General features: G+C 47.4%; 7 protein-coding genes and 1 riboswitch. Of the genes, 5 read left to right on the top strand and 2 right to left on the bottom strand.

The genetic code is table 11. From position 1 onward, the window contains the following. Positions 1 to 379: 379 nt before the first annotated feature. Positions 380 to 3,037: a nitrate reductase gene (locus tag OW491_RS06515; RefSeq protein WP_290035218.1), complete on the top strand. Its 2,658-nt coding sequence runs from the start codon at positions 380 to 382 to the stop codon at positions 3,035 to 3,037. Positions 3,038 to 3,082: 45 nt separating this feature from the next. Here OW491_RS06515 and OW491_RS06510 read toward each other — a convergent pair whose 3' ends face one another. Together OW491_RS06510 and mtnK are read right to left on the bottom strand one after the other, a co-directional pair. Continuing rightward, positions 3,083 to 3,457, bottom strand: coding sequence for a diacylglycerol kinase (locus OW491_RS06510; protein WP_139303153.1), 375 nt, complete (start codon positions 3,455 to 3,457; stop codon positions 3,083 to 3,085). 176 nt (positions 3,458 to 3,633) lie between these two features. Beyond that, the gene (gene mtnK, locus OW491_RS06505) at positions 3,634 to 4,833 is read right to left on the bottom strand and encodes an S-methyl-5-thioribose kinase (RefSeq protein ID WP_290035215.1); all 1,200 of its coding nucleotides are present in this window, start codon (positions 4,831 to 4,833) and stop codon (positions 3,634 to 3,636) included. A 339-nt stretch (positions 4,834 to 5,172) separates the two neighbouring features. After that, a riboswitch (guanidine-I (ykkC/yxkD leader) is annotated at positions 5,173 to 5,296 on the top strand. Between the two features lie 186 nt (positions 5,297 to 5,482). Here mtnK and OW491_RS06500 point away from each other — a divergent pair. The 4 genes from OW491_RS06500 to atzF all read left to right on the top strand — a co-directional run bounded on the left by OW491_RS06500 (position 5,483) and on the right by atzF (position 12,447). After that, positions 5,483 to 6,235 (top strand): urea amidolyase associated protein UAAP1, encoded by a 753-nt coding sequence (locus OW491_RS06500; RefSeq protein ID WP_290035213.1) that lies wholly within the window; start codon positions 5,483 to 5,485, stop codon positions 6,233 to 6,235. Positions 6,236 to 6,246: 11 nt separating this feature from the next. Then, positions 6,247 to 6,888 carry an urea amidolyase associated protein UAAP2 gene (locus tag OW491_RS06495; protein ID WP_075180187.1) on the top strand — a complete coding sequence of 214 codons (642 nt, stop codon included), beginning with the start codon at positions 6,247 to 6,249 and terminating at the stop codon, positions 6,886 to 6,888. Positions 6,889 to 6,988: 100 nt separating this feature from the next. Beyond that, complete coding sequence (gene uca / locus OW491_RS06490) at positions 6,989 to 10,609, top strand: urea carboxylase (protein ID WP_290035212.1); 3,621 nt, start codon at positions 6,989 to 6,991, stop codon at positions 10,607 to 10,609. Beyond that, the gene (gene atzF, locus OW491_RS06485) at positions 10,606 to 12,447 is read left to right on the top strand and encodes an allophanate hydrolase (RefSeq protein WP_290035210.1); all 1,842 of its coding nucleotides are present in this window, start codon (positions 10,606 to 10,608) and stop codon (positions 12,445 to 12,447) included. Before uca ends, atzF begins: the two co-directional genes overlap by 4 nt. Positions 12,448 to 12,455 lie beyond the last annotated feature (8 nt).

Raw genomic sequence — 12,455 nt, 5'->3', positions numbered from 1 at the left:
GTGATTGACAAAGGTGACAATGACTAAAAATAGGCATTGTGGTTTTCAAACTGTATGGTTGGACTAACTCGATGCCTAGAGCGGTACAAAATAGAGCTAAGTCCCCTCAGTACAGACGCCAAAAGCGTACTAATTTGGTGCGCGCACACATTTAGCGCATCAACTTTTTATAAAATCACAGCAATTCCGTTCGATCCAACTAACTAACAAAAAAACAAAATCAATAAAAATCAGCAACTTAACAAAAATACCGCAGGTGGCATATTTTATGCTTCAAACAAAATAACACCGAGGCTACATTATCGGTTTTAGGAGCAATGGCAATGGCGCCCTTTCAGATATTCGTATCTGTAGGCGCCTTTTTTTTTGGGTAAATTATATGACTTCGTCGATCGTAAAAACTACGTGTCCTTATTGCGGTGTTGGCTGCGGTGTAGATGCCAAGCTAGAAAACGGCAACTTAATAGCCGTTAGCGGCACAACAGATCACCCTGCTAATTACGGTAAGTTATGTGTGAAGGGCTCGTCACTGCATGAAACAGTGGATCACGAAGGTCGTATGCTAACGCCCATGCTACACGGGCAACCTACCGATTGGGATACCTCACTGGCCTATGTCAGTGACAAAATAAAAGCCATTGTTGCGGAGCACGGCCCAGATGCGTTCGCATTTTATGTGTCAGGACAAATCCTGACAGAGGATTATTACGTCGCTAATAAGCTCATTAAAGGCTTTATTGGCACGGCTAATATCGACACGAACTCTCGCCTGTGTATGGCGTCAGCTGTTGTTGCTCACAAGCGCGCTTTTGGAACAGATACCGTACCTGGTAATTATGATGACCTTAACCATGCTGACGTTGTCATCCTAACAGGCTCCAATTTAGCGTGGGCACACCCCATTGTTTATCAGCGTTTGGCCAACGCCAAAAAGCAAAACCCATCTTTACAAGTGGTCGTTATTGACCCACGTAAAACAGCCAGTTGTGATATTGCCGATTTACACTTACCGCTAAAGCCCGGTAGTGATGCTTTTTTATTCAACGGCCTAGCGCACCACCTAATAGCGCACAACAAATTAGATGATAGTTTTATAGCCAACCACTGCAATGGACTGGAGGCGATTCAACAGACCGTCATAAACCAAACCTCGCAGCAGACGGCTCAAGATTGTGATTTAACTGAAGATCAAATTAATCACTTTTATTCACTATTTGCGAACAATGAACGGGTTGTTACCTTGTTTTCCCAAGGCATCAACCAATCGTCCAGTGGGGTTGATAAAGGCAACGCAATTATCAACTGTCATTTATTGACCGGAAAAATAGGTAAACCTGGATCGGCTCCCTTTTCTATTACCGGCCAGCCCAATGCGATGGGCGGGCGTGAAGTCGGAGGGTTAGCTAACCAGTTAGCGGCGCATATGGATTTCAAAAAACCCGAGCACATTGACCGTGTGGCTCGATTTTGGAATGCCACTAACATGGCCAAAAATGAGGGTTTAAAAGCCGTAGACATGTTCGATGCCGTTGCCGATGGTCGTATCAAAGCCATTTGGATTATGGCTACTAATCCGGTGGTATCTATGCCAGATGCCGACCGAATTAAAGCGGCATTACAATCATGTGATCTTGTTATCGTGTCTGACTCGCAAGCTATGACAGACACCTCACAATATGCCGATGTATGCTTCCCTGCTACCACATGGGCCGAAAAAGACGGAACGGTAACCAACTCCGAACGCTTTATTTCCCGGCAACGGGGTTATTTACTTCCCCCTGGCGATGCAAAGCACGACTGGCAAGCGATCTGCGAAGTAGCCAAAAGATTAGGCTATGAAGAAGCCTTTAACTATGAGAACAGCGCTGATATTTTTCGCGAGCATGCCGCCCTTTCTGGGTTTGAAAATGATGATGAACGCGATTTTGATATCTCTTTACTCAGCCAAATCAGTAATGCCGAATACCACAATTTAACTCCCATACAGTGGCCGGTTAACACACGTCACCCTGATGGGCGTTCACGTTTCTTTGATGACGGACGCTTTTATACGGCCGATAGAAAAGCCAACTTAATAGCCGTTCAGCCTCGCCTACCGACCTATACCCCCAACAGTGGGCAAGTCACATTAAATACGGGGCGCATACGCGATCAATGGCACACCATGACACGCACCGGAAAATCAGCACGCCTTCTGGAGCACATCGCCTCCCCCACTGTACAAATTCACCCAGAAACAGCCCGACAGCAAGCCATTGCCAACAACGCATTAGTTAAGCTGAGTGATCGAGGCATTAGTTATATTGCCCGCGCTGAAATTACCGAGTCGGTCAGGGCTGACTCTTTATTCATTCCAATGCATTGGAATGATATGTTTGCCAGCCATGCGCGGGCAAATAGCTTAGTGCGCCCTATTAGCGATGCGCTATCAGGACAACCTGAGTTTAAGCATAGCCCGGTGACTATCACACCACTGGTTGCCCAGTGGCAAGGCTGGCTGATGACCAATGAAACATTCACTCCCGATAGCGACCTAGAATGGTTCAGAACACCGTTAGCCAACTGCACATTATGGGAATTGATTTCTGAGCAACGCCTGCCGGATATGGCGTGGTTAAGAACTCAATTCAGTGATATGGATGATTGGGTTCACCTGCAAGACACGGAAGGGCGTTATTTAAGTGCAGCAGGTTTCAAAAATAACCGCTTATGCGTGGTGCTAATGAGTGAGCCAGACCTGCCTGAGATGGATCGCAATTGGTTAAAAGCGCAAATAGGAACAGAATTCGAAACCAAAAGTGACCGTTTACGCCTGTTGGCGGGTGTCCCTGCTGACCCTGCTAGCCAGACAGGACGTACCGTGTGCTCGTGTTATCAAGTGGGCGAGCAAACGATTATTAATGCAATAATAAACGGCGAAGCGGATTCGGTTGAATCGCTTGGAGCTCTCCTAAAGTGCGGCACTAACTGCGGCTCCTGTATACCCGAACTAAGAGCGTTAACCCTAGAGCACCAAGCCAAAGAAACTGCCGCCTAAGGGCACGGACTCAATTAGGCGAGCTTGAAGCATCAGAGCCTTTTTTCAAAAAAGGCTCCCGTTCTCTGCTATTACAGCCCCCCACATAAGGACGACAATGATTAGCCCCATGGTCACAGTGGCGGAACCTAAATCCTTAGCCCGGCCTGCTAGCTCATGATATTCAGCCCCAACACGGTCAACGACCGCCTCTATAGCTGAGTTAATTAACTCAAAAGCAAAGACAAGAACACAGCTACCCACCAACAAAGCCCATTGAGTTGGTGATTGTGCTACGAAAAATGAAGCAGGAAACAAAACAATAAAGGCATACACCTCGTATTCAAAAGCGGGCTCATGCCGAAAAGCGGCTTTGATGCCTTGGACCGTATACTTTGACGCATAATATAAACGCGCCAGCCCCCGTGATTTAGTTATCATGTGTGTGATTAAGCTCGTATTTGATAAATTTAAAAATGCCCCATCCACATAGCGGACCGGTCATTTGGTAGGAAATTTAAAAGTGGCGGGTAATCTAGCGATAAATGCATCACAAGGCTAGATCACCCTGCCAATTTGATCAAAACTTAATCAAACTGACATATTTAATACACAATTCAGTAGGGCAAGGCTAAAGCAATGGCATTCAACGCGTCCGGACTAGAAATCGAGTGTCTGTTAACAATCATCTCACGCCCTAACGCTAACGCCCAACGCTCAGACTTAGCGCGCAGTTCAATGTCGTCAATTGAGTCTATATCCGCAATGTGAGCCAGCCCAATAGTGCGTCGGATCACTTCAGTACCGGCAAACCCAACGGTCTCACACCACACATCAGCCAAAAATTCCTGAACATAATCGGGCTGATTCATTGTCGGTTCGTCTGACTTTTCGGCTACGAGGTCTGTAAAGCGTTTATGAAAAACAGACCAGCAATTAACAATCTCACCTAACAAAAATGCCTGATAATCATCTCGTTCGTTTATGGGGCCTGCAAGACCAAACTGCCCTGCGTAATTTAGCAAAACATTACCAATGATCGATCCAATATCAAACGCCATGGGGCCATAAAAGGCGAATTCAGGGTCAATGACTTTAGTACTATCAGCCCGAACAAAAACAGAGCCCGCATGTAGATCACCATGAACCAGAGCCTCTGGGCAGTTCATAAACTGACGCTTTAACTTGGTCACTTCTATCTTAAGCGCTTTATCATTCCACAAGCCCTGAGCAGCTTCTAATACCGGTGGGCTAATGCTGTTGCGCTCATGGTCGCAATACGGATCCCAAAAAAACAGATCTTCAGTAATTTTGCATAAGCCAGGATTAATATAGTTGGCTACAGCGCGTTTTTTAGTCTCGTAATCCAGATAAAAATCAGACGTATGGAATAAGGTTTCAGCTAAAAACAGGCCTAAATGCTCACCTAATGATGGCAAAGGGTGTCGCTCAATAAAGGCAAAGCGCAGGTTCTCATGATCGCCAATATCTTCCATGGCAAACGCCGACTCTTCAGCTGAGAACGCATACATTTTAGGAACAAAATTAGGCGCCCACATCGCTTCTGTTTGAAGAACTTGCGCCTCAATACGGATACGATCAATGGAAAGCGGCCAATCAGTGCCAATAATTCGAATGTAAGGCAATGCTTGTTTCACAATGACGCTGCCCTCATTGCCTTTTACCCGATAAATGTAATTGATATTGCCGTCGCCAATCTCTTCGACGTGCAAAGGCTCATCAGCGGTAAATTGATCAGTATGCGCACGCACAAACGCGACAACTGCCGCATCATCTTCAAATTTTGAATACGTCATGATGAAAATCCAATCCCAGCGCCCACGTCAACGTAAATGGGCACTCTGTTATTTTTAAATTGTTATAGTGCCCAATTAAGACATAGTGGGGCAGCTTAAAGCATCATTATAGTGAAAAACTAAAGCTTGCCCTACGCTAAGGCGCACCATATTGATTTACAAACCGACAAAATGGCGCACACTAGTGCATAAAAACACTCATGTACTCAGTTTTTGTACATTTACAGATTTCGAAAACAAACATAACTCCATGATATTAAATGACTTTATAAAAAATGGAATTTAAATTGCTTAATCTACAAGGTCGGTAACCTAGCGGTTACGAGACATACAATCTGATTAATAGAGCGCTAGGGTTCCGATTATATCCCCAACATTGAAAATAATGTGGGATTAATGCCTGGTCCAAGAGCACTCGACCTTTCTTGCAAAGGTTACACGGCGGGACAAAAGCCCGGGAGATTCATTTGGCAAAATGCCATTTGTATTCAACGTGTTATCTACAAGAGAGGCTCTGCATGACACAACTTAGATCATTCGCAATATCGCTCCTACTTCCCCCAACACGCCTTGCCGTGAGCACACATTTTATAGTGCTTTTTTCTATTTTTGCTGCGGTAAGCGGCTCGACCCGTTGAAGGAACTTACTATGTCTAATTCAATAGATTCGTCACGCCCTAACCCCTCACTGATACGTTCAGTGGACTACAGCACAGATATCCCCGGTGCGAGCCATTGGTCCTTGCGTATGCGTAAGGGAACCATCATGCGGCTAACCGACACGCAAGGTGGCGCAAATGTTGGCATGTTGTTTTATAACCCAGAAAACCTGCTAGAGCGTTATAACGCGCCTGACAGCCTCAAGTGCCAACATACTTTCAAACTTACCCAAGGGCACTGTCTTTACTCAGATATGGGTCGTATTTTTGCATCGATTATTGAAGATACTCACGGCTGGCACGACACCGTATGCGGTAATAGCCACGCGAACCATATTAAGCGCTGGGGTGTTAGGGATTATCAAAGCAACCGTAACGACTGGATGCAAAATGGCCATGATGCCTTCCTCGTTGAACTAGCAAAATATGGCCTGGGGCAAGCAGACCTAGCCGCCAACGTTAACTGGTTTAGCCAAATCGTGACCGATGAAACCGGCAAGATGCAATTAGCCCCCAGCAAAGCCGCTGGAGCCCAGCTGACTTTACGATTTGAAATGGACACACTCGTCATTTTACATACCTGCCCTCACCCCATGAACCAAGCAGACAACTACCCGCGCAAGCCAGTGCACATCCAACTAGGGGAAGCAGAACCAGTCACAACCACTGATTCATGCCTTACTGCCTGCGATGAAAACCGTCGTGGCTTCCAAAACAATGCGCTTTACCACTTAGGCCGATAAGGAGCTCAAAAATGTCAGTTATTGCTAGCGACTTACTCATAGACAACGCACGTTACACCCAATCAATAAAAGCGGGTGATTACTACCTAGGCACGATTAAAGCGGGGCAAACCTTTCGCATAGTAGACCTAGAGGGTAACCAAGCGGCTGATACACTGTTTTTCAACGCTAACGACCCTTCCGAACGCTACAGCGCCATGGATACCATTCGCGAGCAAAGCAATGTGTACCTCACTACCGGATCAGAGCTGCGCTCTAACTTAAACAATGTCCTACTCCGCATTGTTGCGGATACGTGTGGTCGACATGACACGCTGGGTGGTGCCTGTGCTACCGAGAGTAATACCGTGCGCTACGATTTGGAAAAACGCTGTATGCACGCCTGCCGTGATAGTTGGATGTTAGCTATTGCCGAACACCCTGAATATGGGCTGCACAAACGAGATATTAGTCACAACATTAACTTTTTCATGAATGTACCCGTGACTCCTGAAGGTGGTTTAACGTTTGAGGACGGGATCTCGGCGCCCGGTAAATATGTAGAGTTAACAGCTGTAATGGATGTCATTGTGCTGATTTCAAACTGCCCTCAACTCAACAACCCATGCAATGGCTATAACCCTACACCAGTCCAAATTGCTGTGTGGGACTAAGCCGAGATCAAAACATAGGTAAGGTAAGCCAAACAGATCATCGCTGCATGGACGACCATGCAGTGTACAACACACCGGGACGGCCCGGATCAGGTGAACAATGTTTACTAAAATACTGATCGCGAACCGTGGTGCTATTGCCACCCGTATCATTCGCACACTCAAAGCCATGCAAATTACTAGTGTTGCTGTTTATGCCGAGTGTGACGCGGATAGTTTGCATGTACAGCAGGCAGACGAGGCCTACTCCCTAGGCGAAGGTTCTGCAGCGGATACGTATTTAAACCAAGATAAAATTTTTGACATCGCCCGGCGATCAAAAGCGCAAGCGATTCACCCTGGATATGGATTCCTCAGTGAGAACGCGGGCTTTGTCGAAGCATGTGAAGCCAACAACCTATGCTTTATAGGGCCCAAACCCGAGCAGATTCGCAAGTTTGGCCTTAAACACGAAGCGCGAGCTCTCGCGATCAATGCAAACGTACCATTATTACCCGGTACAGAATTGTTAGCGGATATCGAAGAAGCTACGACAGCAGCTGAACATATTGGTTACCCCGTAATGCTCAAAACTACGGCAGGCGGCGGTGGTATTGGTATGCAGCTGTGCCACAGCAGCGATGAGCTTGTTCGCGCATTTGATTCGATCAAGCGGTTAGGTGCTAATAACTTTTCTGATGATGGCGTCTTTCTTGAAAAATTTATCGCCAAAGCGCGTCACATTGAAGTACAGATGTTTGGCGATGGTGAGGGGGGCGCACTAGCGATTGGCGAACGAGATTGTTCTAGTCAGCGCCGCAACCAAAAAGTGGTTGAAGAATGCCCAGCTCCTAACTTACCAGCAAGCGTTGCCAAACAGTTACATGAGACCGCTGAGTCTTTGTTCCGACATGCCCACTATCGCGGCGCAGGAACCGTCGAATTCATCGTGGATGCCGACACAAATGCGTTTTACTTTTTAGAGGTCAACACTCGCCTGCAAGTGGAGCACGGCGTAACCGAAATGGTTTATGAGATCGACCTCGTCGAATGGATGGTAAAACTAGCCGCAAACGAATTACGAGATATAGAACGTTTACGCCCACAATTATCGCCGTCAGGCCATGCAATCCAAGTTCGCGTTTATGCTGAAGATCCCTACAAAAACTTCCAACCCAGTGCCGATAAACTAACCCAAGTAGAGTTTCCTTGCGGTGAGGGTATCCGTATTGACCATTGGATTGAGGCAGGCATTGAAATCCCACCGTATTTTGACCCTATGCTGGCGAAAATCATTGTACATGCTGACGACCGGCCTAAAGCGCTTTCGCGTTTAACCAACACACTTGCCAGCACTCATATTTATGGCTGCGTTACCAACATTAGTTACTTAAGCGCCTTGGCAGTTGATCCAACCTTAACGCAAGGTAAGGTGACTACACGCTACCTCAACGACTTCCGTTTTACACCTAGCCGTATTGATGTGCTTCAAGGAGGCACACAAACGACCATCCAAGATGTACCCGGAAGACGAGGTTACTGGGACGTTGGTGTTCCGCCCTCAGGTCCATTTGATACACGATCATTCAGGCTAGCCAATCGTTTACTCAACAACACAGAAAATAGTGCTGGTCTCGAAATTGCCGTTCAAGGTCCACAGCTGTTGTTTAGCACAGAGACGACCATTGCCATCACGGGTGCTCAGATTAGCGCCGAACTGGATGGTAAGGCTGTGCCTATGTGGCAAACCGTACCAGTGCAGGCCGGACAAACACTCACGCTTGGGCGTATAAAGGAGCAAGGAGCACGGGCCTATTTAGCGGTTAAAGGCGGAATCGACTGTCCCGAATACTTGGGGTCACGTTCCACATTTACCCTAGGCCAATTTGGAGGCCATAACGGCAGATCCTTGCGAGCTGGAGATGTGCTCTCAATGGATGAGTCTTGCTGCCAACAAACCACACCAGACAGAGTAAGCCCAGAAGTACTCTATTCTGAGTTACTCCCTTCCAGTCAAGAAGCACCCTGGACTATACGCGTTATATATGGGCCTCATGGAGCCCCCGACTTCTTTACCGAAGAAGATATCACCACCTTCTTGGCGCATGAGTGGGAGGTCCATTACAACTCAAGCCGCACAGGCGTGCGTTTGATCGGCCCCAAACCTGACTGGGCTCGTAAAGATGGCGGAGAAGCCGGCCTGCATCCGTCTAATATCCATGACAATGCTTACGCCTTTGGAACCATCGACTTCACAGGCGATATGCCTGTTATTTTAGGCCCCGATGGCCCTTCACTCGGTGGGTTTGTTTGCCCTGCTACCGTCATCACAGCCGATTTATGGAAACTGGGTCAGCTCAAAGCCGGAGATAAAATAGCCTTTCACCCTGTCAGTATCGAAGAAGCTGTCCAATTAGAAGCGGCGCAAAATCAAGCGATTGAAAGCCTAACGCCCATAGTTAGTCACTATAAAACGGCTGATATTCGCTCACCTATCGTAGCGCACTTGTCCGCCGATCGTGTCGGTGACGATGTCGTTTACCGCACCGCTGGCGATCATTTTTTACTTGTCGAATATGGAGACAAAGTACTTGATATCCGTTTGCGGTTTAGAGCGCATGCCCTCATGCAATGGCTTCAGCAAAACCCCTTAACAGGCATGGCCGAGCTCACCCCGGGTATCCGCTCATTACAAATACATTATGACAGCCAGCAACTCAGCTTATCGGATTTGTTAACTCACCTTCAAACAGGCGAGCTTGCACTATACGCACAACTTACCGAACTATCGGTGCCTTCTCGCATAGTACACATTCCCTTATCTTGGGATGATGATGCTTGTCGTCTGGCAATAGAAAAGTATGATCAATCCGTACGCAAAAACGCGCCATGGAGCCCAAGTAATTTAGAGTTCATCCGCCGAATTAACGGGTTAGATAGCATTGAGGATGTTAAATCTATTGTTTATGACGCCTCATACCTAGTTATGGGACTAGGCGATGTTTATTTAGGCGCGCCTGTAGCCACACCGGTCGACCCTCGCCACCGCCTAGTGACTACAAAATACAACCCGGCTCGTACCTGGACTGCCGAAAACTCTGTGGGTATTGGCGGCTCATATATGTGTGTATACGGTATGGAAGGCCCCGGAGGATATCAGTTTGTTGGACGGACACTGCAAATGTGGAACCGTTTTAAACAAACTAAAGAATTTGAACAGCCTTGGTTATTGCGCTTTTTTGATCAAATCCGATTCTATGAAGTATCGCATGACGAGCTTACTCAAATACGCAAGGACTTCCCGCAAGGCCGTTACCCCCTTCGCATTGAAGAGGCTTGCTTTAGTTTATCTGAATACGAGGCTTTCTTAGCTGACAACACAGCCGCTACCGAACAGTTTACAGAACAACGCCAACAAGCCTTTAGTGACGAGCTTGCACGCTGGCATCGCGATGGGCAGTTTAATTACACCGCGCAAGAACAAACAATCCAACAGACAGGAGCACAATGGCCTGAATCCAGTACCGTTATCGACTCCCCTGTATCAGGGAGCGTGTGGCAATCCAGTGTCACAGTGGGTGACACCGTTAGCGCAGGCCAAGAACTACTCATACTCGAATCCATGAAAATGGAAATCCCCATTTATGCGCCAACGGCAGGCACTGTTACTCACGTTTTAGTCTCTTCTGGCCAACAAATGCAGGCAGGGCACGCTCTTATTGTTATGGAGGAATCCGCATGAACACATCCACGTCAACACAACGCCTAGGGGCGGCTAAACAGCCGATGACAATCAGCGAACTGCGCGCAGACTACCTAGCAGGTAAACAAACGCCTGAGTCGCTCATCGCTGATATTCACGCACGAGCCGCTGAAGTATCCCACTACAATATTTGGATTCATCTTCTCACCAATAGCGAGATTCAAATCTATTTAGACGCATTACAACACAAACCGATAGAGACTCATCCTCTTTGGGGGATTCCATTCGCAATAAAAGATAATATCGATTTAGCGCATATTCCGACCACAGCTGGTTGCGAAGCCTTTGCCTATACCCCCACGCAATCAGCTAAAGTGGTTCAACAACTGATTGATGCTGGCGCTATTCCAGTCGGCAAGACGAACTTAGATCAGTTCGCTACCGGCCTAAATGGCACACGATCACCTATTGGGCCTTGCCATAACAGTTTTGACCCCGCCTATGTCAGTGGAGGTTCCAGTTCTGGCTCATCCGTCGCGGTAGGTTTGGGCCTAGCAACGTTTAGCCTTGGAACGGATACCGCAGGCTCTGGACGGGTTCCGGCTTGCTTTAATAACCTCATCGGCCTGAAACCTTCTGTCGGTCTTCTTTCCGCTACGGGGATGGTACCGGCTTGCCGAAGCCTCGACTGCATGACCGTCTTCGCATACAACACAGACGATGCCAACACAGTGCTCTCGGTTGCCGAAGGTTTTGATCTTACCGATGGCTATAGCCGCGCTAATCCATACAGTAATCAAACACGACAATACGGATTAAGATCAGGCCCGCTCAAAGTGGGCATTATCCCGAAAGAACAACTTAACTTTTTTGGCAGTGATGCTTACGAAAAAGCCTATTTTGATACGATCAATACGCTCTCATCTAACGGCTTTGAACTGATAGAGATTGATTATGCACCTTTCGATGAAGCGGCTAAGCTCCTATACGAAGGCCCTTGGGTGACTGAACGCTACCTTGCCGCGCAACCCATTATTGATGAGCAGCCTGAGCAGGTATTCCCGGTAGTTCGCCAAATTATTGAACAAGGTAGCCAACCTAAAGCCACTGACTTGTTTAGCGCCGAGTACCGCCTGCATGACCTAAAGCAAGTTTGCTACGCGCAATTAAATGCATTGGATTGCCTGCTAACCCCCACAGCTGGGCGCCACTTTACTATTGAAGAAATGCTAGCCGAACCCATATTGCATAATAGCCAACTGGGTTATTACACCAACTTTATGAACCTATTGGATATGGCCTCGATTGCCGTACCGACCCAATTTACTGCCGACGGAATGCCTTTTGGTATTACATTAGTAGGCGCCGCACTCAGCGACCGTGCTTTGCTATCCATTGCAAACCGCGTACAACAGACATTCCCCTTACCCACAGGTGCTTTTAATTGTCCGCAACCGGCTTTAACACAATCAAATGTTGCTGATAGCCGTGTCATTAACGTGATGGTATGCGGCGCTCACCTTAGCGGACAACCCTTAAATTGGCAGCTTACTGAGAGAGGCGCTGTTTTATTGGAAGCAACAACAACGTCACCGAATTACAAAATGGTGGCGTTAGCAGGAGGTCCTCCATTACGTCCCGGCCTTATTTATACCGACAGCAACGATGGCGCTGCCATTGAAGTTGAGATCTGGGCAATGCCGTCCGAGCAGTTTGGAAGCTTTGTGGCGGGTATTCCAGAACCCTTGGGGATAGGTAAAGTCGAACTGTTAGATGGTCGACGGGTGGCCGGCTTCATTTGCGAGCCTATCGGTACACAAGGTGCTACAGACATTACTCACTTTGGAGGCTGGAGAGCTTATTTAGCAAGCGTGTAAACCGACCT

The sequence above is a fragment of the Neptunomonas sp. CHC150 genome (genome assembly GCF_030397555.1).
Taxonomy (GTDB): Bacteria; Pseudomonadota; Gammaproteobacteria; order Pseudomonadales; family Balneatricaceae; genus Neptunomonas; species Neptunomonas phycophila.
The sequence above is the reverse complement of the archived record's forward strand: the minus strand, read 5'-3'. Positions and strand labels throughout refer to the sequence as shown.

What these genes read in the sequence shown, in the direction of transcription:
- OW491_RS06495 (WP_075180187.1), top strand. Translation starts at nt 6,247, where the DNA reads ATGTCAGTTATTGCTAGCGACTTACTCATAGACAACGCACGTTACACC.
- atzF (WP_290035210.1), top strand. Translation starts at nt 10,606, where the DNA reads ATGAACACATCCACGTCAACACAACGCCTAGGGGCGGCTAAACAGCCG.
- OW491_RS06500 (WP_290035213.1), top strand. Translation starts at nt 5,483, where the DNA reads ATGTCTAATTCAATAGATTCGTCACGCCCTAACCCCTCACTGATACGT.
- OW491_RS06510 (WP_139303153.1), bottom strand. Translation starts at nt 3,457, where the DNA reads ATGATAACTAAATCACGGGGGCTGGCGCGTTTATATTATGCGTCAAAG.
- uca (WP_290035212.1), top strand. Translation starts at nt 6,989, where the DNA reads ATGTTTACTAAAATACTGATCGCGAACCGTGGTGCTATTGCCACCCGT.
- mtnK (WP_290035215.1), bottom strand. Translation starts at nt 4,833, where the DNA reads ATGACGTATTCAAAATTTGAAGATGATGCGGCAGTTGTCGCGTTTGTG.
- OW491_RS06515 (WP_290035218.1), top strand. Translation starts at nt 380, where the DNA reads ATGACTTCGTCGATCGTAAAAACTACGTGTCCTTATTGCGGTGTTGGC.